The 23,157-nt window shown below is 32.6% G+C and carries 23 protein-coding genes; all 23 read left to right on the forward strand.

Going from position 1 to position 23,157, the window contains the following annotated elements:
- Nucleotides 1-378, forward strand: a 378-nt coding sequence (locus tag RR539_RS04020; RefSeq protein WP_332473750.1) for a hypothetical protein, incomplete at its 5' end; no start/stop codon positions are given.
- A gap of 204 nt (nt 379-582) precedes the next feature.
- Nucleotides 583-1,875: an NCS2 family permease gene (locus tag RR539_RS04025; RefSeq protein WP_332473749.1), complete on the forward strand. Its 1,293-nt coding sequence runs from the start codon at nt 583-585 to the stop codon at nt 1,873-1,875.
- 71 nt (nt 1,876-1,946) lie between these two features.
- On the forward strand, nt 1,947-2,771 hold the full coding sequence (locus RR539_RS04030; RefSeq protein WP_332500221.1) for a polysaccharide deacetylase family protein: 825 nt from the start codon (nt 1,947-1,949) through the stop codon (nt 2,769-2,771).
- 94 nt (nt 2,772-2,865) lie between these two features.
- Nucleotides 2,866-3,459, forward strand: coding sequence for a ribonuclease H family protein (locus tag RR539_RS04035; protein WP_332473747.1), 594 nt, complete (start codon nt 2,866-2,868; stop codon nt 3,457-3,459).
- A 92-nt stretch (nt 3,460-3,551) separates the two neighbouring features.
- A complete protein-coding gene (locus RR539_RS04040; protein WP_332473746.1) occupies nt 3,552-4,820 on the forward strand; it encodes a transporter substrate-binding domain-containing protein in 1,269 nt (422 codons plus the stop codon).
- A 150-nt stretch (nt 4,821-4,970) separates the two neighbouring features.
- Nucleotides 4,971-8,489 carry a pyruvate:ferredoxin (flavodoxin) oxidoreductase gene (gene nifJ, locus RR539_RS04045; protein ID WP_332500222.1) on the forward strand — a complete coding sequence of 1,173 codons (3,519 nt, stop codon included), beginning with the start codon at nt 4,971-4,973 and terminating at the stop codon, nt 8,487-8,489.
- A gap of 180 nt (nt 8,490-8,669) precedes the next feature.
- Nucleotides 8,670-10,550, forward strand: a complete 1,881-nt coding sequence (locus RR539_RS04050) for a FapA family protein (protein WP_332483456.1) — start codon at nt 8,670-8,672, stop codon at nt 10,548-10,550.
- A gap of 18 nt (nt 10,551-10,568) precedes the next feature.
- Entirely contained in the window at nt 10,569-11,021 is a 453-nt protein-coding gene (locus RR539_RS04055; RefSeq protein WP_332473743.1) for a chemotaxis protein CheW, read from the forward strand.
- A 26-nt stretch (nt 11,022-11,047) separates the two neighbouring features.
- Nucleotides 11,048-11,536 carry a chemotaxis protein CheD gene (locus tag RR539_RS04060; protein WP_332473742.1) on the forward strand — a complete coding sequence of 163 codons (489 nt, stop codon included), beginning with the start codon at nt 11,048-11,050 and terminating at the stop codon, nt 11,534-11,536.
- A 3-nt stretch (nt 11,537-11,539) separates the two neighbouring features.
- Nucleotides 11,540-12,586 (forward strand): protein-glutamate methylesterase/protein-glutamine glutaminase, encoded by a 1,047-nt coding sequence (locus RR539_RS04065; RefSeq protein ID WP_332473741.1) that lies wholly within the window; start codon nt 11,540-11,542, stop codon nt 12,584-12,586.
- A gap of 1 nt (nt 12,587) precedes the next feature.
- Nucleotides 12,588-13,364: a CheR family methyltransferase gene (locus RR539_RS04070; RefSeq protein ID WP_332473740.1), complete on the forward strand. Its 777-nt coding sequence runs from the start codon at nt 12,588-12,590 to the stop codon at nt 13,362-13,364.
- Between the two features lie 2 nt (nt 13,365-13,366).
- Complete coding sequence (locus RR539_RS04075; protein ID WP_332473739.1) at nt 13,367-15,361, forward strand: chemotaxis protein CheA; 1,995 nt, start codon at nt 13,367-13,369, stop codon at nt 15,359-15,361.
- A 13-nt stretch (nt 15,362-15,374) separates the two neighbouring features.
- Nucleotides 15,375-15,977 (forward strand): chemotaxis protein CheC, encoded by a 603-nt coding sequence (locus tag RR539_RS04080; RefSeq protein ID WP_332473738.1) that lies wholly within the window; start codon nt 15,375-15,377, stop codon nt 15,975-15,977.
- A 41-nt stretch (nt 15,978-16,018) separates the two neighbouring features.
- Nucleotides 16,019-16,378 carry a response regulator gene (locus RR539_RS04085; RefSeq protein ID WP_332473737.1) on the forward strand — a complete coding sequence of 120 codons (360 nt, stop codon included), beginning with the start codon at nt 16,019-16,021 and terminating at the stop codon, nt 16,376-16,378.
- 11 nt (nt 16,379-16,389) lie between these two features.
- On the forward strand, nt 16,390-16,782 hold the full coding sequence (locus RR539_RS04090) for a chemotaxis protein CheW (protein ID WP_332473736.1): 393 nt from the start codon (nt 16,390-16,392) through the stop codon (nt 16,780-16,782).
- Between the two features lie 16 nt (nt 16,783-16,798).
- Entirely contained in the window at nt 16,799-17,788 is a 990-nt protein-coding gene (gene fliM / locus RR539_RS04095; RefSeq protein WP_332473735.1) for a flagellar motor switch protein FliM, read from the forward strand.
- Nucleotides 17,781-18,914 carry a flagellar motor switch phosphatase FliY gene (gene fliY, locus RR539_RS04100; RefSeq protein WP_332473734.1) on the forward strand — a complete coding sequence of 378 codons (1,134 nt, stop codon included), beginning with the start codon at nt 17,781-17,783 and terminating at the stop codon, nt 18,912-18,914. Before fliM ends, fliY begins: the two co-directional genes overlap by 8 nt.
- A 106-nt stretch (nt 18,915-19,020) precedes the next feature.
- Complete coding sequence (locus RR539_RS04105) at nt 19,021-19,296, forward strand: flagellar biosynthesis anti-sigma factor FlgM (protein WP_332483457.1); 276 nt, start codon at nt 19,021-19,023, stop codon at nt 19,294-19,296.
- Complete coding sequence (locus RR539_RS04110; RefSeq protein WP_332473732.1) at nt 19,297-19,737, forward strand: flagellar protein FlgN; 441 nt, start codon at nt 19,297-19,299, stop codon at nt 19,735-19,737.
- Nucleotides 19,738-19,751: 14 nt separating this feature from the next.
- A complete protein-coding gene (gene flgK, locus RR539_RS04115) occupies nt 19,752-21,545 on the forward strand; it encodes a flagellar hook-associated protein FlgK (RefSeq protein WP_332473731.1) in 1,794 nt (597 codons plus the stop codon).
- Between the two features lie 13 nt (nt 21,546-21,558).
- The gene (gene flgL / locus RR539_RS04120) at nt 21,559-22,524 is read left to right on the forward strand and encodes a flagellar hook-associated protein FlgL (protein ID WP_332473730.1); all 966 of its coding nucleotides are present in this window, start codon (nt 21,559-21,561) and stop codon (nt 22,522-22,524) included.
- Between the two features lie 10 nt (nt 22,525-22,534).
- Nucleotides 22,535-22,954: a flagellar assembly protein FliW gene (fliW, locus tag RR539_RS04125; protein WP_332473729.1), complete on the forward strand. Its 420-nt coding sequence runs from the start codon at nt 22,535-22,537 to the stop codon at nt 22,952-22,954.
- Nucleotides 22,942-23,154: a carbon storage regulator gene (locus tag RR539_RS04130; RefSeq protein WP_332473728.1), complete on the forward strand. Its 213-nt coding sequence runs from the start codon at nt 22,942-22,944 to the stop codon at nt 23,152-23,154. Before fliW ends, RR539_RS04130 begins: the two co-directional genes overlap by 13 nt.
- Nucleotides 23,155-23,157: the final 3 nt, after the last annotated feature.

Genomic DNA, 23,157 nt, shown 5'->3' on the forward strand with positions numbered 1-23,157 from the left:
CCTTTTAAGAGTATACAGATTTTATTTTATGATGGGAAGTATGCTGAGGGTGTAGGTGCTATGCCACCGCTTGGAAAGTACATATTTGCTCCTGAAGGAGACTTTAGTAAGGGAGTACTTGTATCACCAGGTGAATACGATAAAATGACTGAAGTGAATAATCTAAAAGAGGTTAACTGGAAGTTAAAACCATCTGAAAATGATCAGAAAATAGTAGAAGCATATAATCAATTTTTTATAGAGGAATCAGAAAAAAGACCAAATGACATTGTAAGAGATAGTGAAGTTAAGGAAAACTTAGCAAAGTATATGGAAGTAAGCGTAGATGAAATAAATAAAGCACTTACAAATGTAGATAAGTGGATATGGCAGGAATAGAGACCGAAATGGTCTCTGTTTTTTTATTTTTAGCGATATAACGAACATTGAAAAGTGAATGTAGTGATTAATAGTTGTTATATAGGGGTAAAGGTAAAATATTTATAAGAAAGTAAGAAAAAGTTTCGGAAATAGTATTGACGATAGTAGTATGCTCTGATAATATTTAATAGCAGTCGAAAATTGACGAAAGAGGAGAGAAAAATGTTCGAGAAATATTTTGAGTTAAAGAAGAATAATACTACAGTTAAAACAGAGGTTTTAGCAGGTATAACTACATTTATGACAATGGCTTACATACTGGTTGTTAATCCAAGTATTCTTGCAGATGCAGGTATGGACTTTGGAGCGGTATTTACTGCAACAGCTGTAGCTACTATTGTTACAACATTATTAATTGGTATTTATGCAAAGCTTCCATTTGCAGCAGCACCTGCTATGGGACTTAATGCTTTCTTTGCTTATACTATTGTTATTGGTATGGGACATACATGGCAGTTTGCACTTACAGCTGTTTTATTAGAAGGAATCATATTTATTTTATTAACTGTATTTAATATAAGAGAAGCTATTATCGGTTGTATACCGAACAATCTTAAAAAAGCAATTGCAGTAGGAATAGGACTTTTAATTGCTTTTATAGGTCTTGATAATGCAAATATTGTTATCCATGTTGAAAATAGTACAATAGTTCAACTTGGTGATCTTGGAGATATGGGAGTTTTACTTTCACTTATTGGTGTTATTGTAACAAGTATATTACTTGCTCGTAAGGTAAGGGGAGCATTGTTAATTGGTATAGTAATTACAACTATTATTGGCATTCCAATGGGAATAACTCAAATGCCAGATGCTATAGCATCAATGCCACCATCACTTGGACCTACTTTTATGCAATTTGAGTGGACACAGATATTTACAATGGATATGGCAATAGCATTATTTACACTATTATTCATGGACATGTTTGATACTATAGGTACACTTGTTGGTGTTAGTACAAAGGCTAATATGCTTGATGAGAAGGGGAATGTGCCTAATGCTAAAAAGGCATTACTAGCAGATGCGGTTGGAACAACTTTTGGAGCATGTCTAGGTACAAGTGCAGTAGGAGCATATGTTGAAAGTGCTTCAGGTATTTCAGAAGGTGGAAAGACAGGTCTTACTGCAGTAGCAGTTGCAGGTATGTTTATACTAAGTTTATTCCTATCACCATTATTTATGATGATACCAGCAGCGGCAACAGCACCTGCGTTAATTGCAGTAGGTTTATTTATGCTTGAACCTATTAAAGATATAGACCTTAATAATTTTGTTGAGGCAATACCAGCATTCTTAACAATATTAATAATGCCTCTAAGCTTTAGCATTGCAGATGGAATAGTTTTCGGAGTTATTTCATACGTTATATTAAAGGTAGCAACAGGCAAGTATAAAGAAGTACCAATATTTACGTATATATTATCAGTACTGTTTATACTAAAGTTTATGGTATAAAAAATGGGGTAGCTACGCTACCTCATTTTTGTTTTATAATAGTGCTACCAACTTGCATAGGGGGGGAGTACTTGGGAAAAAAGTTTAAATTATTGTTTATGTTATTGACAGTAACCACACTATTATCTTGTAGTAGACATGATAAGGAAAACATTGCTACTCAGAGTGGGAAAATTGAAACCACCTTTAATAGAGTTAGTACTGATAATCTAGAAGAATATAGGATTAATAAGGTTGCTTTTTTAACATTTGATGATGGGCCTTCAAAAAACACAGAAAAAATCTTAGATATATTGAAGAAGGAAAATGTACAGTCTACCTTCTTTGTAAATGGAAATAATAGTGAATTTGCGGTAAATATGTATAAAAGAATGGTTAATGAAGGGCATGCTATTGGTAATCATACATATAGTCACACTTATGAGGATGTTTATACCTCAAAGTATGCATTTATTGAGGATATTAAAAAGCTTGATAGTTTAATATTTACGGAAACAGGATATAGAATTAATCTTTTAAGATTTCCTGGAGGGTCTAATAATACTATAAATAGAAGGTATTCTAACTCACGGGATAATAGCTTTATGGAATGTTTATCAAATGAGGTTGAGTCTATGGGATATAGATATTTTGACTGGACTGTAGACTCTACAGATGCATCTAAAGTAAAGCAAAAGGAAGGGGTAATAGTAAAAAATACATTAAACGAAGCTTTAAAGCAAAAATACCCTATAATTTTATTTCATGATGCACCGGCTAAAACAACAACTGTAGAGGCCTTAAGTGGAATCATTAAGAAGCTTAAAGAGAGTGGATATAAAATTAAACCTTTATCCTATGACGTGCCAGTAGAATCCAGTTTTTTAAAGGGTATAAATGGAGAAATATTAAAATAAAAAGATAAGGTAAATATTTAATATTGAATATTTACCTTATCTTTTTTATGTTAAAATATAAAGTATTACTTATAAAGTGTAAGGAGATTATATTATGGGTAAATTCTATGCAGTTAGAAAAGGGTATTCAGTAGGTGTATTTAATACCTGGGCTGAATGTGAAAAGCAGGTTAAAGGTTTTAAAGGAGCAGAATTTAAAAGCTTTAAAACAAAAGAAGAAGCAGATGTATTTATTAACGGAGGAGAAGAAGTAGAAATATACGATGAAAATTGTCTAGTTGGATATGTTGATGGTAGTTATGAGGATTCAATTAAGAGATTTGGCTCTGGAATTGTAATACTTAAAAATGGAGAAGTAATACATGAAAAGAGTATTTGTGGAGTAGATGAAAGTTTACTTTCTATGAGAAATGTTGCAGGAGAAATTAAGGCAGCAGAGTATTGTATGAAATATTGTCTTGATAATGGAGTAAAGGATTTAATACTACATTTTGATTATATGGGAATTGAAAAATGGTGTACTGGGGAGTGGAAGACTAATAAAGAAGGTACACAAAAATATAGAAAAACATATTTAGAATATAAGGAAAAAGGACTTAGGGTTAAGTTTGTTAAAGTAAAGGCCCATAGTGGAGATAAGTATAATGATGTAGCAGACGAACTTGCTAAAAAAGGTGTAATATTATAACCAATATATCCATATGTATATATAAGTTAAGTCAGTAGAAGTAGACACTTTGAAAAAGGACATAGGAAACAATTAAAATAAGAGGTGATATTGTGAGGGGTACAAAAAAAGCCTTATTTTTAATATTTACGTTAATAATGATCCTTTCACTTGGTTTTAGTGTTGTAACACTAGCTGAGAGTAAAAAAGTTATTAAAGTTGCTGGGGATATAAATTATCCTCCATATGAGTACATAGATAAAAACGGAATATATACAGGGTATAATGTTGAAATAATTAAAAAGATAGCAAAGGTACAAGGCATGAAGATAGAGCTTATACCTATGCCTTGGGATATGGCTATTAAAGCCCTTGAAAAGGGTGAAATTGATTTAATACAAGGAATGACAAATAGTGGAAATAGAAATGAGAAGTTTGTATTTTCAGATCCTATTATAGAAAATGACTATGTAATAATTACACTTAAAGATAATAAGGATATTGAATCAGTACTTGACCTTACAGGTAAAAAGGTATCATATCAAACATCTGACCTTGCTGAAGAAGTATTATCATCTGTTGAAATTAATAAAATGGGAACAAGGGATCAGCATGAAGCATTAAAATTATTAATAGATAAGAAGGTAGATGCCTTTGTTGGAAATAAATTAACCTCTATTTATTATCTACAAAGAATGAATGCACTAGATAAAACAAGGGTAAGTGGAAGCCCACTTCTTAGAAATGACTATTGCATTGTATCTAGTAAGTCCAATGGAGAAAGTATAAAAATTATTAATGAGGGACTTAGTAAGATGAAATCATCAGGGGAATATGATGAAATTTATAATAAGTGGTTCTCTAATATATACGAAGAAAATGGGAGTATATTGAAGGTTATACTTAGTGTTCTTTTTATTATATTTATATTAGTAATGGTAATAATATTTGTTGTTGCTTACTACAATGAAAAACTTAAAAAAAGGTTTGAGTCACTTGAATACGAAAAAGATGGAGTTATTCAGGAACTTAAACTATGTAGGGATGAGGAAAGTCTAAATAGAATAATAATAAGCAAGTTAGTTTCGAATATAGAAGCTGGACTTATTGTTTTTGATATAAATGGAGTTGTAAGAAAGTTTAACAATCTTGCAAAAGATATTCTAAAAGAGGATATTAGAATAGGAGATGATTTTAATTCCTTAAGACTTATTGAAATTCTGGATATGGACCTTATCTACGATATTCCATCAGTTGATATTTATAAAGAAATTAAATTAGTAGTAGACGAAAATATAGTAAATTATAAAATAGACCTATTAACACTTAAAGATGAAAAAGACATTATATGTGGATGGACAATGCTTATAAGAAAAGGATAAAAATAATATGTCAAAGTGTAATTGGAGCTATTATGGCTCCATTGTTTTTATTTAATTCCTACTAAATAAAAGGTGTTTTTTTTAATAATAATATGATATCATGGATAATAATTATTAATAAATTCTCAGTATAAGAAAGAAGGTTTTTAAATGAGTAAAATCATAAAAACAATAGACGGTAATGAAGCTACTGCATATGTTTCATATGCATTTACAGAAGCCGCTGCAATATATCCGATAACACCTTCCTCTACTATGGCTGAGCTTGTTGACGAGTGGAGCTCTAAGGGAAGAGAAAATATATTTGGAAAAAAGGTTAATGTTGTAGAAATGCAATCAGAAGCTGGTGCAGCTGCAACAGTTCACGGTTCACTTCAAACTGGTACGTTAACAACAACATATACAGCATCACAGGGACTACTATTAATGATCCCTAATATGTATAAAATGGCAGGAGAACTGCTACCTGCAGTATTCCATGTAAGTGCTAGAGCAATTGCAGCACATGCATTATCAATATTTGGTGACCATCAAGATGTTATGGCTGCAAGACAAACAGGGTTTTCAATGCTTTGTTCTAACAACCCTCAAGAAGCAATGGATATGGCATCAGTTGCACATCTTTCAGCTATTAAGGGAAGTCTTCCATTTTTACATTTTTTTGATGGGTTTAGAACATCACACGAAATTCAAAAGATAGAGTGTATTGATTACAGTGATTTAGAGTCATTACTTGATAAGGATGCACTTCAAGGCTTTAGAGATAGAGCTTTATCACCAGATTCACCTGCAACTCGTGGAACAGCTCAAAATCCTGATATTTATTTCCAGGGAAGAGAAGCATCTAATAAATTCTACAATAACATTCCAGCTATTGTAGAGGAGTATATGGATAAGATTTACGATATTACAGGTAGAAAATATAATTTATTTGATTATTATGGAGATAGTGAAGCAGACAGAGTTATCATAGCTATGGGTTCGATTTGTGACACTATTGAGGAAACAATAGATTATTTAAGAAGTAAGGGTGAAAAGGTAGGTCTTATAAAGGTTAGACTATTTAGACCTTTCTCAACGGCTCACCTTTTAAAGGCAATACCAGCATCAGTTAAGAAAATTGCTGTGCTAGATAGAACAAAGGAACCAGGTTCAATTGGGGAGCCTCTATTCGAAGATATTCGTAGTGCTTTATATGATAGTGATATAAGACCGGTTGTAGTTGGAGGTAGATATGGACTAGGTTCAAAAGATACTACCCCAGGACAAATACTATCAGTATTTAAGAATTTAGAGTCAGACTCACCTAAAAAAGGATTTACTATAGGTATAGTTGATGATGTAACTAATACTTCACTTGAAAGTGAAATTGAAATAGACGTTATAGGGGATAGTATTAAGTCATGCAAGTTCTTTGGACTTGGTTCTGATGGAACTGTTGGAGCTAATAAGAGTACAATTAAGATTATAGGAGATAATACAGACCTTTATGCACAGGGGTATTTCTCATATGACTCTAAAAAGTCAGGTGGGGTTACAATATCACACTTAAGATTTGGTACAAGACAAATAAAGGCTCCGTACCTTATTATTAATGCAGACTTTATTGCATGTCACCAACCATCATATATTTATAAGTATGACCTTCTTGAGGGTATTAAGGAAGGGGGAGTATTCCTACTTAACTGTCCTTGGGATAGAGAAAAGCTTGAAAGAAAGTTAAATACAAAAATTAAAAGAGAACTTGCTAGAAAAAATGTTAAGTTCTATATTATAAATGCTGCATCTATTGCTGAAGAGGTTGGTCTTGGCAAGAGAATTAACATGATAATGCAAACAGCATTCTTTAAACTATCAGGAATTATTCCTATAGAAGATGCTGTTAGTTATCTAAAGGACGCTGTTGTTAAAAATTACGCTCGTAAGGGTGAAAAAATAGTTAATATGAATAACACAGCAATTGATATGGCTGTTAACTCTATTGAGGAAGTAGAAGTTAAAAAAGAGTGGATAAACCTTGAGGATGAGGTTTTAGAGGATAAAAGACCTAAATTTATTAAGGAAATTCTAGAACCTATGAATGCACTTAATGGTGATAAACTTCCAGTAAGCGCATTTAATGGAATAGAAGATGGTACATTCCCACATGGAACAGCTGCTTATGAGAAAAGATATATATCAAAGATTGTTCCTAAGTGGATACCTGAAAATTGTATTCAGTGTAATCAATGTGCTTTTGTTTGTCCTCATGCAGTAATTAGACCTGCACTTTTAAATGAGGAAGAGTCAACAAATGCACCAGAAGGATTTAAGATGAAAAAGGCTATTGGTGGAAAGGCATTTGAAGGATTAAACTATAGCATTAATGTTAGTGTTGCAGATTGTACAGGATGTAACCACTGCGTTACAGCTTGTCCTGCTAAGCAAAAGGCATTAGTAATGGAGTCAGTAGAAAGTCAAATGGATGAACAAAATAATTTTGACTATGCTAGAGAGTTATCTAAAAAAGATAATCCAATGTTAGCTTCTACTATAAAGGGAAGTCAGTTTAATCAACCTTTATTTGAGTTCTCGGGAGCTTGTGCAGGTTGCGGAGAGACGCCATATATTAAGCTTATTACACAATTATTTGGAGATAGAATGATGATAGCTAATGCTACTGGATGTTCTTCAATATTTGGGGCTAGTGCACCAGCTACACCATATACAGAAAATAGTTGTGGGCAAGGACCTGCCTGGGCAAATTCATTATTTGAAGACAATGCTGAATTTGGACTTGGAATGCATTTAGGCGCAGAAACTATAAGAGATAGAGTAAAGGATAAGGTAGAAAGTCTTAGAGATTTATACTCAGGAGATAAGGCTATTATAGAAGCATACCTTGAAAACTTTGATAATAAGGCGAATACAAGGGCAGTTACAGATAGCTTAATACTACTACTTGAATCTATTATAAATGAAAACAAGGAAAGTAAGGAAATTGCTTTAGATATTCTAAAATACAAAAAATATCTTGTTAAGCGTTCACAGTGGATGATAGGTGGAGATGGATGGGCCTATGATATAGGTTATGGAGGACTTGACCATGTTATAGCATCAGGAAACGATGTAAACATTTTAGTTCTAGATACAGAGGTTTATTCTAATACAGGTGGTCAATCATCTAAGGCAACTCCAGCAGCTGCTATAGCACAGTTTGCAGCTTCAGGTAAGAAAACAGGAAAGAAGAACCTTGGTCTTATGGCTATGTCATATGGTTATGTTTATGTTGCACAGGTTGCACTTGGAGCAGATAAAAACCAGTTAATGAAGGCTTTAGTTGAAGCGGAGAAGTATAATGGACCATCTATAGTAATTGCTTACTCACCATGTATTAATCAAGGTCTTAAGGCTGGTATGGAAGAAGGTCTTGATGAGGCTAAGAGAGCTGTAGAATCTGGTTATTGGCATTTATATAGATTTAATCCAGAGCTTAAGGAAGAAGGAAAGAATCCATTCCAATTAGATTCTAAGGAGCCAATAGGTGATCTTAAGGAGTTCTTAATGGGAGAAGTTAGATATGCATCACTGTTTAAAATAAACCCAGATGTTGCAGATGAACTTTTTGATAAGGTTAAGAAGGATATGGATGAAACATACAGTTTATATAAGAAAATTTCACAACTTTAATAAGAAGAGCTACTAGAATATTCTGGTAGCTCTTTAATATTTATGAAAATTAATTTAAATTAACAAGATAATAAAAAAATTTGATATAATAGTATAAAAGAGAAAATTGGATTTATTTTCAGTTAAATATAATATTATGTAATATAGCAATGTTATGTGAGTAAATAAGGGGGGATATTAATGATTTTTACTGGTAAGAGCTTAGATGAAGCTAAGAAAAAGGCAGAGGAGCATTTAGGAAAATCAATTGATGAATTAGAGTATAAGGTTAATGAGAAAAAGGTAGGATTCTTTAAAAAAGAATATGAGGTAGAAGTGTTTATACTTAAGAGAAGTGCTAAAGGGGAAATAAGAAATAAACAATTCATTTTTCATGAAGGTGACGGAGAAGTTTTGATTAAGTCATCATCTAAGGTTCAAATTAAAGTAAATGGTACCCCCGTTAATAATGATATATATGTTAAAGGTGAAGATACAGTAGAAGTGGAAGGTAAAACTAAGGCTAAGGTTAAGAAGTTAGATATTAGCATATCAGAGGATAAAATGCAGGTGAAAGTAGATATTCTATCATCTCCAACTATAAGTTATGAAATTTTAGATAGTGAGCCAGGTGAAGTAATAGAAATTAAAACTGCTGAAAGAAAATTAAATGATGAGGAAAGTTATACAGTCCAAGAAATAAAAGTAGAGCTGGTTAAAAGAAGAGTAATATTTGGTATTGATGATGCTTTAATCGAAGAGGCTATTAAAAATCGTAGTGGAATAGTTGCTAAGGGAATAGAAAGTATTAAGAGCGTAAATGACAAAATTGTTTACTTTTTTAACGTACAAGATAAAAGAAAGCATGTAGAAGTAAATGGAAAAGTCGATTATTACAGTATAGAAGAGATTGAGTCTGTTGATAAGGATGTTATAATTGCAAAGCTTGAAGTTGGAAAAAATGGTGTAGATGGTATGGATGTTTTAGGTGGGAAAACAACTATTAAGCCTAAAAAAGATATATCACTAAAAACTGGAGTAGGGGCAAGGCTTAATGATGATGCTACAGAAGTATTTGCTGATACAAGTGGAAGACCATGTGTAATTGGTGGTAAAATATCAGTTTTACCAATATTTCAAGTACAAGGTGATGCAGACCTTAAAATAGGTAATATCGAGTTTGATGGTGATATTGTAGTAAATGGAGACGTTAAGGAAGGTATGAAATTAAGTGCTGGAGGGTCTATAATTATTGGAGGGTCTGTATTAGAAGCGAGCCTTCATTCAAAGGGAGATCTTAAAATAAGAGGAAATTTAATAGCTTCTTCAGTTAAGGTTGGTAATGTGCAACTAAATGAATTAAAGTATATTGAAATTTTAAGTGATATAAATATATTTTTAGATAATTTTATAGAACTGACAGAGAAGCTTCAGAATATTATGGGACAAAAAGCTAGGAATATACCTAAGTCAATTATAGGTAAAAAGGTTATAGACTCAAAGTTTATTGAACAAAAGCTAAAATTCAAGGAAATACGTAAAGAATATATTCAGCTTAAAATGTCTATTGAGATAAAAGAGCTTATTGGAAAGTTTTTTAAGGTATATATGGATATAATAGACGAAAATCAGGTTGAATTTGATCTTTTTAACGATATTCAAAGAGATATAGGAAGATTTTTAGAATCATATAATATAACGGAAACATCTGCAGATGTATATATGAGCTATTCTCAAAATTCTAAGGTATATTCATCTAGAAGTGTGTATATAAACGGAAAAGGATGCTACTGTACAGAAATTGAAGCAGAAGGCGAAATTATAATAGAAGGAATGCCAGGAACATTCAGATCTGGTACTGTGTATGGTAAAAAAGGTGTAAAAATTAGAGAGATAGGTAGTGTTGCAGGAGTAAAAAGCATTATTAAAACAGACTTAGATGGAGTTATAGAAGCAGAAACTGTTTATCACAATACCTTATTTATGGTAGGTGGATTTAATTACTATGTAGATGAGGGGCTAAAGAAGGTTAAGGTCTTTGTTAAAGATGGTGACCTAGTTGTAGAAAAGTTTAAGCTTTAGGTTAAAGAGGGGGATAATATGAAAAACTGTAAAGTTGTTATTTTTAAGATTAATAACGAAGAATATGCTGCAGATATAATGCAGGTTGAAAGAATTTTAGAATATATTCAACCAACAAAGGTTCCAGATTCACATGAGTGTATAAAGGGAATAATTGATTACCAGGATATTGTATTGCCTGTTGTAGATGTAAAGAAAAGATTTCATCTAAGTGAAACAGACTACGATGAAGAAAGTAAAATAATTGTTCTAAAGGGACAAAGTGCATATGCAGGTATATGTGTAGATATGGTAGTCGAAGTTTTAGATATAGAATCAGAAAAACTAGAGGATGCACCTATTATAACAAAGAGAGAGGCTAATAAGTATATTAAGTCTGTACTAAAGAAGGATAATAGAATAATAGTATTATTAGATACTGATGTATTATTAAATATAGATAATATTGGAGCATATAACAATAATTTATAAACTAATTATAATTGGAGAAGTAGGGTATGGATAAAAACGAAATAAAAGTAGGGATTGGCGACTTAAATGTTGCTACTCCTCCAGACAAAATAATAACCCTAGGCCTTGGCTCATGTGTTGGAATTGCTTTGTATGATTCATCAAACAAAATAGCAGGGCTAGCACATATAATGCTTCCAAGTAGCATAGGATTTTCTAATCAATCTAATCCTTTGAAATTTGCAGATTTAGCTCTTCCCTCATTGCTAGAAGCAATGCTGAAAAAAGGTGCTAATAAAAGAAATATTAGGGCTAAAATAGCAGGAGGAGCTAGTATGTTCTCATTTGGAGACAAAAGTTCTATAGCAGATATAGGGAAGAGGAATGGTTTATCTGTTAAAGAAATTTTAGCAAAGATGAATATCCCTATTATGGCAGAAGACTTAGGAGGTAGTTCAGGAAGAACTATGATAATAGAGTCTGATACAGGAAAGGTTTTTATAAGAACTGTCGGCAAGGGGACTAAGGAGTTGTAGTTTATGTTTAAAAATATAAGAGTTTTAGTTGTAGATGATTCTGCGTTTATGAGAAAAGCAATATCTGATATGATAAACTCTCAAAAAGATATGGAAGTTATTGATGTTGCAAGAAATGGAATAGAGGCTATAGAAAAGTCAATTAAGCTTAGCCCAGATGTTATAACACTTGATGTTGAAATGCCAAAATTAAACGGACTTGAGGCTCTTAAGGAAATTAAAAAGAAGACAACATGTGAGGTTATAGTTTTAAGTAGTTTAACAGCTGAAGGGTCTAAGACGACAATGGAATGTCTTAAAGAAGGAGCATTTGATTTTCTTCAAAAACCTTCAGGTGCAATATCCTTAGATATAGAAATATTATCAAAGGATTTATCAGAAAAAATTCGATATGCAAGTAGTGCAAGAAAAAAGGTTGTAACTAAGGTTATATCAGAAAGACCTCCTGTACAAAGGAGAAATTCATCAGTAGCTTTTTCAAAGGATGTTAAGGCTGTTGTTATAGGAGCATCTACTGGTGGTCCTAAGGTATTATTTGAGATATTAACAGCACTACCTAAAACGCTTCAGGTACCTGTATTTGTTGTTCAGCATATGCCAAAAGGATTTACAAAGGCATTTGCTGAGAGAGTTAATAAAAGCAGTGATATGAAGGTTGTAGAGGCAGTAGATAATGAGAAAATAGAGAAAAACACTATATATATAGCTCCAGGCGGATATCATATGGTATTAAAGAGTAAGGATAGAATTTCATTAGAAGTTACCCCTCCAGTTCACGGAGTAAGGCCAGCGGTAGACAAGCTTTTTGAATCTGCAGCAGCGGTATATGGAGGTGCTCTTATAGCATGTATTTGTACTGGAATGGGTAAGGATGGTGCTATAGGTATAAGGAATATTAAGGGTTCAGGTGGATATACAATTTCTCAAGATGAGGCTACATCAATAGTATATGGAATGCCAAAAGCAGCATATGAAACAGGGTGTGTAGATTGTATTCTTCCTTATGGTGAAATTTCTACTGAAATAATCAGAGTTATAAGGGGGAAATAAAATGGACTTTGCTAAAATAGAAGACTTCGTTAAAAAAACTTATGGAATTGATCTTAAAGCATATAAATCAAAGCAGCTATATAGAAGAGTTGAAAATTTTATGCAAAGGGTAGGTGCTAAAACAGAATCAGAGTTTATAAGCATACTTTCAAAGGATGAAAAAATATCTAAGAAGTTTCAAGATCATCTAACAATAAATGTTTCAGAGTTTTTTAGAAACAAAGATATGTTTATACAGCTAGAAAAAGAAATAAAAACAAGATTAAAACCTGAAAAAAACACTCTTAAAATATGGAGTGCAGCTTGTTCCTATGGTGCAGAACCCTATACACTTGCAATTATAATGGAAAACCTTACAAAGGGTAAGAAGCACAATATTCTAGCAACAGATATAGATTTAAATATATTAAAGAAGGCTAAGGATGGTATTTATCTAAAAAATGACGTAAAAAATGTAGATGGAAATATTTTGGATAAATATTTTGTGAAAAAAGACGAAAATTATATTATTAAGGATGAAATCAAAAATAAGGTAACTTTTAAGAAACATGATTTGATACTTGATAAATATGAAAAAGGTTTCGATTTAATAGTTTGCAGAAATGTTGTTATATACTTTACTCAAGATGCAAAGAGAGAAATCTATGAAAAGTTTTATGAGGCTTTAAATCCAGGTGGGCTTTTGTTTGTAGGTGCTACAGAAAGTATCTATAATTATAGAGATATTGGATTTGAGAAAGCAGCAACATTTATATATAAAAAGCCAGGGGGGAATTAATTATGGATATGTCCCAATACTTAGATATCTTCTTAGAAGAATCTTTAGAGAATTTAGAAAATCTTAATCAGGGAATATTAGAATTAGAGGGGAATCCAGAAGACAAAGATACAATAAACTCAATATTTAGAGTTGCTCATACCTTAAAAGGTATGGCTGGAAGTATGGGATTTGCTGATATAGCTGATTTAACTCATAAAATGGAGAATGTACTAGATAAATTTAGACATGATGAACTAAAGGTTACATCAGATGTTGTAACAGTACTTTTTAAGTGTCTAGACACACTAGAGCAGATGGTACACAATGTTCAGCAGGGCATTGATGAGAAGATAGATTATAGTGAGCTTATAAATACGCTTATATCTATTGATAAGGGGGAAGGGATACCAGGAGTAGCTCCATCTTATGAAAGTATTGAAGTTCCTCAGCAAAGCTCAAGTGAACTTTTTGAGTTAAATGAGTATGAGAAAAATATTATAATTGAATCTAAGGAGAAAAATTATAATGTTTATCAGATTACTATTAGAATATATAAAGATTGTTTATTAAAGTCAGCAAGGGCATACCTTGCATATAAGACCCTTGAGGATTTAGGTGAAATAGTAAAATGTACACCTTCAACTGAGGACTTAGAACAGGAAAACTTTGAAAATGAATTTGGCGTAGTTTTAATAACTGAAAAGTCAAAGGAAGATGTTTTAAAGTCAATGGAAACTGTGTCAGAACTTGAAGAGGTTTTAATATTAGAAATTGAAGACGAAAAGGAAGAAGTTGAAGAAGTAACTGAAAACCAATCAAACAATAAGAACGCTGAAAGTAAAGCTTCACCTAAAAAGGGTAAGGAAGAAGAAAAGGGAGCTAAAAAGGTTAATCAATCTGTAAGAGTTGATCTTGAAAGACTAGATAAGTTTATGAACCTTGTTGGTGAACTTGTAATGCACAGAACAAGACTAGAACAGTTAAGTGCTAACTATAAGCTAACAGATCTTCATGAAACTTTAGAGCAGGTAGGGATTATAAGTTCTGACCTACAAGATCTTGTTATGAAGGTTAGAATGCTTCCGGTTGAAAGGGTGTTTAATAGATTCCCAAGACTTGTTCGTGATCTTGCTAATGAATTATCAAAGAGCATTAACCTTATTATTGAAGGGGAAACAACAGAACTTGATAGAACTGTAATAGATGAAATCGGAGAGCCACTTGTTCACCTTATAAGAAATGCTGCTGATCATGGTATTGAATCAGTTGAGGATAGAATTAAGTCTGGAAAGAGTGCTGAGGGTACTATTAAACTAATAGCTTATCAAGAAGGAAACAAAGCCATTATTAGAGTTGAAGACGATGGTAAGGGAATTGATGTAGAAAAAGTAAAAAGAAAAGCTGAAAGCCTGGGTATAGATACTGTAGGAATGTCCGACAACGATATTAGGGCACTTATATTTATGCAAGGATTTAGTACAAGTGAACAGGTAACAGATGTTTCAGGTAGAGGAGTTGGAATGGACGTTGTTAGAACGAAAATTTCAGCTATTGGTGGAAGCATTGAAGTTGTTAGTGAAGTGGGACAAGGGTCTGCAATAATAATTAGACTACCGTTAACACTATCTATAATTCAAGCGCTTTTAATAAAGGTTCAAGAAGAAACATTTGCCATATCACTTGGATTTATTGATAGGGTTATAAATATAAATGTTAAGGATATAAAGAGAACAAATAACAAGGAAATAATTATTTATAGAGATAATGTTATACCTATAGTTAGGGTTGCTGAAAGATTAAGTCTTGATGAATCAGACCAAGAGGAGAAATTCCTAGTTATGGTTAATGTAGGTGAAAAAACCGTAGGACTTTTAGTTGATGACCTTTATGGCCAGCAGGAAATAGTAATAAAGTCTATGGGTAAAACTCTGCAGAACCTAAAAGAATATGTAGGAGCTACAGTGCTTGGTGATGGTCTTGTAACATTAATCTTAGATGTAGCAGCCTTAGTGTAAAGTAGGTGATATTTTGGATAAAACTTTAAATGACATGCAGCTAGATGCCCTAAAGGAAGTTGGAAATATTGGTGCAGGTAATGCAGCAACAGCACTTTCACAGATACTAAATAAGAAAATAGACATGATGGTTCCTATGGTAGATATAGTACCAATGGATAGTATTGTTAAAAAGCTTGGAAGTGAAGAGGAAATTGTTGTAGCAGTTCTTCTAAAGGTTTATGGAGATGCACCAGGAAATATTTTATTTGTAATGGACGAAAAGAAATCAAGGGAAATTTCAAGTTCAATACTTGAAGGATATGAAAATGTACCTGAGGACATGGCATACTCGCTGTTCCAAGAAATAGGAAACATTATAGGTAATTCATATATTGGTGCGATATCACAAATAGCAGGATTAAATCTTGTTACTTCCGTACCAGCAGTTGCAACTGATATGGTAATAGCAGTTCTAACAACTACTTTTTTAGATGCAGAGCAGTATAGTGATTATGTGTTATCAATAGATACCAACTTTATAGATGAAGATAACAAAGAGTCAGGTGGAAGTATATTCTATGTACCAAAGCCTGGTTCTCTAGATAAAATTCTTACAAAACTTGGACTTAACTAGTCCGGTACAGAGTAGCTAACAGAAATTAAGGAGGGTATAAAATGCCAAAGGTATTAATTGTGGATGACGCAGCGTTTATGAGAATGATGTTAAAGGATATTTTAACAAAGAATGGATATGAAGTTATAGGTGAGGCACCAAACGGATTAAAGGCTGTCGAATTATATAAAGTAGAAAGACCAGATGTGGTAACAATGGATATAACAATGCCAGAAATGGATGGAATTCAGGCATTAAAAGAAATAAAATCAATAGACCCATCAGCAACAATAATTATGTGTTCAGCAATGGGACAACAAGCTATGGTTATGGAGGCTATTAAGTCAGGAGCTAAGGACTTTATAGTTAAGCCATTCCAACCAGAGAGGGTTATTGAATCATTCAAAAAAGTTCTTGGATAGGAGTGAGGATCGTGCAAGTAGTAGTATTTACACTTGGAAACGAAAAGTTTGCATTAGAAACAAGAATTGTACATGGAATAGAAAAAATGATGACAATTACAAAGGTACCAACAGCGCCGTTTTATATTAAGGGGCTTGCAAACTTAAGAGGAAGCATTATCTCAGTAATAGACCTTAAGTCTTATCTAAATATGGAAAACATCAAAGAGGAAGATAATATTATTATTATAGAAATTGATGATGAAAAGGTAGGAATAATGGTTGATAGCGTACATGAGGTTGTAGACATATCCTACGATATGCTAGAGAAGGCAAATGACGCTTCAGCTTATATAAAGGGAGTTATAAACTTTAAAGATAGTGTTGTAACACTTTTAGAGGGGGAAGTACTTCTAGAACAGTAGGTAAGGAGGGAAAACAGTGAGTGAAGTTTTATCACAAAGTGAAATAGATGCCCTCCTGGCAGCTTTATCCACAGGTGAAATTGGGATAGAAGAAGATGTACATGAGGAAAAGCAGAAGGTAAAGAAGTACGACTTTAAAAGACCAAATAAGTTTTCTAAAGATCATACAAAAACACTTGAAAGAGTTCACGATAATTTTGCTAGAATTGCATCAAATTATTTAGCAGCTCACTTAAGGACTTCTGTCCAAATAAATGTTTTAAACACAGAACAAATAACATTTGAAGAGTTTATACATTCAATACCGAATCCTACAATATTAATGACTTATTATTTAGATCCATTCTCTGGTCCATTTTTATTTGAGACGGGACCACAGTTTGTTTTTCAGGTAATTGATATTTTATTTGGTGGACAAGGTACAAGTGGGGCAAAATCAAGAGAGTTTACTGATATTGAAAAAAACGTAATAAGACGTATTAATGAAAAGCTTCTTGAGAACCTAAACGTTGCTTGGGAAGATATCATGGATATTGAAGTTAGAGTTGATGGACTTGAAACAAACCCAGTTTTAAATCAGGTTATGGCGCCTAATGAGCCTGTAACTATTATTACTATGTCAGTTGAACTTTCAAATAATAAGAGTTTTATAAATATGTGTATACCATATATATCAATAGAAAAGTTCTTAGAAAAGCTTATTTTCCAGTATAAAGCTTCTGTTGCATCTAATAAGGATGCAGAACATAAAAAGCAGATGGAAAAGAAAATTCAAGGAGTTGGTCTTAACTCACATGTAGAACTTGGAAAGTGTACATTAAATGTAAATGACTTTTTACACTTAAGAGTTGGAGATTGTATATCACTTAATCAAAAGATTAATGAACCATTAAGTATGTTTGTTGAAGGAAGAAAACACTTTAAAGTTTATCCTGGTAATATAGGAAGAAAAACAGGTGTACAAATAGTAGAAATTTTAGATAAGGATGTGGAAGACAATGAATGATGGACTACTTTCACAAGAGGAAATTGACGCTCTATTAGGCGGAGATTCCTCGGTTAGTAAGGAAGATGCGAAAGCTGCTGAATCAACTTCTAGTGATGTAATAAAAGAAAGTGATAAAGATTTACTTGGTGAAATAGGGAATATATCTATGGGATCAGCATCCACAGCCCTATCAACAATATTAAGTAAGAAGGTTAATATTACTACACCTAAGGTATCATTAATAAGTATTAACTCAATTAAAGAGAATATGCAGGTTCCAATGGTTGCCCTTGAAGTTCTATATACGGAAGGGTTAACAGGAGCGAATCTTTTAATAATGAAAATAACAGATGCAGCTGTTATTGCAAGTTTAATGATGGGGTCAGACGGCAATATTGAAGAGCCTGTAGAACTTACAGAACTTGAGCTAAGTGCAGTTGCTGAGGCTATGAACCAAATGATAGGTTCATCAGCAACATCTCTTTCAACAATGCTTGGATTCCCAGTTAATATATCTCCTCCAACATCAAGGGTTTGGAGATCAGCAAATGATAACTTAGCAGAACATGTTGATGAAAATGAGGAAATTGTTAAGATAGCATTTAGATTAACTATTGAAGAACATGTTGATAGTGAAATAATGCTGATACTTAGACTTGATACTGCAAATTCAATTATTAACACGATGACAGGTGGTTCAAGTGAGCCAGAGCCAGAGATTGCTTTAGAGCCGGTTATAGAGCCAGTGCAAGAAGCAGCAGCATCTCGAGCTCCTGTACAGGCTCCAAGGGTAGATATGCCTGTTTCAAATTCAATTAACCGTGATGCACCTGTTCAAAGAGCAGAGTTTGCACCACTTCAAGCAATAGAGACCCATGATACTAAAAATATTGATCTTATACTAGATGTTCCACTTGAGATTTCAGTAGTTCTTGGAAGATGTAAGAGAACTATTCAGGAAATACTTGATCTTGGAACAGGTTCATTAATAGAACTTGATAAGTTAACTGAAGAACCTGTAGAGATTTTGGTAAATGGTAAAAGGGTAGCACTTGGAGAAGTAGTTGTAATAGATGAAAACTTCGGTGTGAGAATAACAAATATAATTAATAGTGTAGATAGAGTAAAGAGTTTACAGGATTAGCCTGTAGACTCTTTTACATTTTGAATTATTATTACTTTAGGGTTAACTAATACATGATTTATTCGATATAATAAGTAGGTTAAAGGTTTGTAAAGGAGTGCTTGAAATGAAAATTGAAGGTAAGAATAACGTTGTTATAAATGCATATTTTAATAGTGCAAATAATATTAAAGCTAATAAAGTAAACGTTGCAGGAAATGATAGAATTGAAATTTCATCAGCGGGGAAAGAAATTTCAAAGTTTATTGAAGAGTATAAAGATATTGAATTAGTAAATGACAGAATATATGAAATTAAAGATAAAGTAAAAAACGGAACATATAAGGTTGCTAGTGAAGACCTTGCAAAGGCTATTATAAAGGATATAAAAAGAGGTGTATAGATGGAGATAACTTTAAGTGAAATATATAAGTATCTTTTAGAGTCCTTTAAGGAATTAGAGTCAATTCTAAGTGAGGAAAGGGATATTCTTATTAATAATAAGAGTGATGACCTTTTAAGAATTGTAGAAGAAAAAAGAGTAGTAATTAAGAAAATATCTCTGTTGGAAGAAAAAAGACTTACGTTAAAGGGAGATATGGAAATAGACGATATAATTGAAAAGGGACATATATCAAGTGAGGATGTAGAATCTCTTAAGAAGATATGCAGTAGCATTAAGGAAAAAAACGTGACAAATAATATATTAACTAAACAATCACTACATTATATAAGAGCTATTAAGTTCGCATTAACACCAAATCAAAATAGAGTTACAACTTATGGGAATCAGGGGAAAATTGGAGAAGGTCAGTCTGATTCTATTTTTTCCACAAAATTATAGGCGGTGATATATAAATGAGCGGATTATTTTATACATTTAATATTGCAAAGCGAGGTATGTCTGCACAGCAAACATCATTACATGTAGTTTCGCATAATGTATCAAATCTTAATACTTATGGTTATTCTAAACAAAGGGCGGTTCATAGTACAACTCAGCCGTATCCAATGCCAGGGCTTAACTCACCAGTTGGAGCAGGTCAACTTGGAACAGGAGTTGAGATATCAGAGATTACAAGAGCTAGAGACCAATTTATAGATAGCTCAATTAGGCGTGAAACATCAAGCCTTTATAAGTATGGAGCTAAGGATCAATTTCTTAATTCTATTGAAGGTATTATAAATGAGCCAGGAGATACAGGACTTTCTAATACTTTGACAAAATTTTGGGATGCATGGCAAGGTCTTGCTACTCATCCTGAAAATGCATCTAGTAGAAAGTTAGTAATTAGTAATGCAAATGCTTTGGCAGATAGTTTTAGACAAACTTATAATCAACTTGAGGAGCTTGAAAAGGAACTTGCGCAGCTTCAAAGGGATCATATATATGAAGTTAATTCTCTGCTTAAACAAATAGCAGATGTTAATGACCAGATTAAGAAGGTTACTATTAGTGGTCAAATGCCAAATGACTTAATGGATAGACGAGATGTTTTACTAGATAAACTATCAGAAAATATTAACTTTAAGATTGAGCATGGAGATCATAATAGTGTAAGAATTATTACAACAGATGGGTCAGGTAATGAAAAGTATCTAGTGACAGATGGTAGGGTAATTAATGGTATTGCAAGTATTGATGATGTTAACTTTACTATGAAGGATAAGGATGGAAAGGATGTAAAATTTGATAAGGCTGACTTTCCATTATCAATAGATTCTAAAGCTGCTGGAACCTTCCCAATAAATATGGAACTTAAGGTTTATATAGATGGAGATCTTAATAGACCATCATCAAAAAATATTGTAATTAATGATGTTAATGACCTTAAGAAATATTTTAATGTTGAGGTTGAAGGTGATAAGGTTAGAATAGATTCTATTAAAAATGGTAATCTACTATATAACAGTAGTACTTTAGATAAAGATAAAGCTATACAAGATGCGGAATCATTTGACTTTACGAATGGAGCTATTAAGGGACTTGAAGATCAAAAACTTGAAATAGCAGATTATAAAAATCAGCTTAACAATATGTCAAGAACAATTGCAATTGCTATTAATGCTATACATACAGATGGTAAGGAAACAGGAACTGAACCTTTCATCAATTTCTTTGATGATGTTATAGGATCAGATCATCCTGCAAAATCTTTAAAAGTTAACGAGTCTTTGGTCAATGATCCAAGTAAGATTAATGCAGGAGGTACTATGGTAGATCCCTTATCAGGTGATAGTGCAAGAGCTAAGAGAATTGCAGAACTTCGTAATATGAGACTTGATCTTGATAAAATCAGAACACAGGAAGATTTTATTAAACAGGCATATGGTGATGCTTATGATGTAACTACAGGTAATCTTGCTACAGATGATTTTATTCAAAGTAATAAGGGTGATACAATTGACACTTACTATAAGGGAATGATTGCACAACTTGGAACAAGTGGGCAGGAAGCGAAGAGAGTTGTAGAAAATCAAAAGAATCTAATTCTTCAACTTGATATACAAAAGCAGTCAGTTTCAGGGGTATCTATGGATGAGGAAATGATAGATATGCTTCAATTCCAAAGAGGATATCAGGCAAATGCTAAGATGATTAATGTAGTTGATGAACTATTAGACTTAGTAGTTAACGGATTAATTAGATAGGGATGGTGATAATATGAGAGTAACTAATAGGGTTATGATTAATAACTATCTTCATAACTTAAGTAGAAACCAGCAGGCAATGGGAAAGCTTCAGATGCAGCTTTCAACAGGACATAAGGTATCAAGACCATCTGATGACCCGTTTGTTGTAACGAGAACAATGGAGCTTAAGTCATCGATTGCAGCTAATGAGAGATATAAGCAAAACATTGAAGAGGCTAGAGGATGGACAGATACTCAGGAAATGGCACTTGGTCAGATGAATGATGTACTTCACAAGGTTCGAGAATTAACTGTACAAGCATCAAATGATGGAGCTTTAAGTGATGCAGATAAAAAGGCAATATCAACTCAGCTTCAACAGCTTAAGGAGCAGCTAGTTGAAATAGGTAATACATCATATGATGGTAGATACGTATTCTCAGGTCAGAAAACCACAGAAAAACCATTTGAAATATTTAATGACCCTACTAATGCGGCAAACCCTAATAATGGTAAGGTTGTTTATAAAGGTTCCAATGCAGGTCTTGATAAGGAGCTTGCGCCAGGAGTTAGCCTTGATATAGGTATAGCTGGTTCAGAACTTTTTAAGGATAAGTATACAAGTAATACCCCGAATCCACCAACACCTCCAAATCCATTTGTTGATAATGTAGGTATTTTTTCAACAATAGATGAGTTAATTAACTCAATTGAAAACGGTGGAGACACAAGTGCCTTACTTGGGAAACTTGATGAGAATATAGAAAATATTACTACTATTAGAGGTGCATCAGGGGCTAGGCAAAATAGACTTGAGGATATGCATGCTAAAAATGAATCAGAAACATTTAATATGACGACACTTCTTTCTAAAACATATGATATAGACGTAGCAGAAAAGTATATGGAAGCTAAGGTTATGGAATCTGTGTTCCAGGCTTCCTTAAATGTTGGTGCAATGGTAATGCAGCCAAGTATACTAGATTTTTTAAGATAGGAAGATTGATATGATAATAAAAACAAAGTTTTTTGGAGAAGTAGAAATAGAAGATAACCTTTTATTAAAGTTTAAAGAAGGTATACCTGGGTTTGACTCATATAAGGAATATGCAATTATAGATGTTGAAGATAAAAAGTTTAAATGTCTTCAATCACTAGATAAGGAAGAGTTATGTTTAATTCTAGTTTCACCTTGGGATTATTTCGAGGATTATGAAATTGATCTTGATGATATAGATGTAAAAAGACTTGGAATCGAAACTCAAAATGATGTATTAGTTTTAAATATAGTTACTGTAAGAGAAAATATTATTTCAGCAAATCTATTAGCACCTATAATAGTAAACATTAAAAATAGAGAATCTGCACAGATTGTAATGAACACCAATAAATATAGTATAAGAGAGAAAATAGAATGCTTGTACTAAAAAGAAAAATAGGTGAATCATTAATAATAGGTGATAATATTGAAATTAATGTTGAGGAGATTGCAGGAGGATATGTAAAACTATCTATAAATGCACCTAAGGACATGAAAATAGTCAGAAGAGAACTTTTAAAGGAAATTGAAGAGGAAAATATAGAATCAATTAAAAACCTTGATTCAATAATACTTTCAAAGGAGTAGATT

The sequence above is a fragment of the Clostridium sp. genome (assembly GCF_036639235.1).
In the GTDB taxonomy this organism is placed as follows: Bacteria; Bacillota; Clostridia; order Clostridiales; family Caloramatoraceae; genus Clostridium_AB.

Coding starts and splice junctions, on each gene's coding strand:
- RR539_RS04075 (WP_332473739.1), top strand. CDS start 13,367: ATGGATATGTCCCAATACTTAGATATCTTCTTAGAAGAATCTTTAGAG.
- fliW (WP_332473729.1), top strand. CDS start 22,535: ATGATAATAAAAACAAAGTTTTTTGGAGAAGTAGAAATAGAAGATAAC.
- fliY (WP_332473734.1), top strand. CDS start 17,781: ATGAATGATGGACTACTTTCACAAGAGGAAATTGACGCTCTATTAGGC.
- RR539_RS04050 (WP_332483456.1), top strand. CDS start 8,670: ATGATTTTTACTGGTAAGAGCTTAGATGAAGCTAAGAAAAAGGCAGAG.
- RR539_RS04070 (WP_332473740.1), top strand. CDS start 12,588: ATGGACTTTGCTAAAATAGAAGACTTCGTTAAAAAAACTTATGGAATT.
- RR539_RS04035 (WP_332473747.1), top strand. CDS start 2,866: ATGGGTAAATTCTATGCAGTTAGAAAAGGGTATTCAGTAGGTGTATTT.
- RR539_RS04085 (WP_332473737.1), top strand. CDS start 16,019: ATGCCAAAGGTATTAATTGTGGATGACGCAGCGTTTATGAGAATGATG.
- RR539_RS04130 (WP_332473728.1), top strand. CDS start 22,942: ATGCTTGTACTAAAAAGAAAAATAGGTGAATCATTAATAATAGGTGAT.
- RR539_RS04065 (WP_332473741.1), top strand. CDS start 11,540: ATGTTTAAAAATATAAGAGTTTTAGTTGTAGATGATTCTGCGTTTATG.
- RR539_RS04060 (WP_332473742.1), top strand. CDS start 11,048: ATGGATAAAAACGAAATAAAAGTAGGGATTGGCGACTTAAATGTTGCT.
- RR539_RS04055 (WP_332473743.1), top strand. CDS start 10,569: ATGAAAAACTGTAAAGTTGTTATTTTTAAGATTAATAACGAAGAATAT.
- flgK (WP_332473731.1), top strand. CDS start 19,752: ATGAGCGGATTATTTTATACATTTAATATTGCAAAGCGAGGTATGTCT.
- RR539_RS04105 (WP_332483457.1), top strand. CDS start 19,021: ATGAAAATTGAAGGTAAGAATAACGTTGTTATAAATGCATATTTTAAT.
- flgL (WP_332473730.1), top strand. CDS start 21,559: ATGAGAGTAACTAATAGGGTTATGATTAATAACTATCTTCATAACTTA.
- RR539_RS04110 (WP_332473732.1), top strand. CDS start 19,297: ATGGAGATAACTTTAAGTGAAATATATAAGTATCTTTTAGAGTCCTTT.
- nifJ (WP_332500222.1), top strand. CDS start 4,971: ATGAGTAAAATCATAAAAACAATAGACGGTAATGAAGCTACTGCATAT.
- RR539_RS04025 (WP_332473749.1), top strand. CDS start 583: ATGTTCGAGAAATATTTTGAGTTAAAGAAGAATAATACTACAGTTAAA.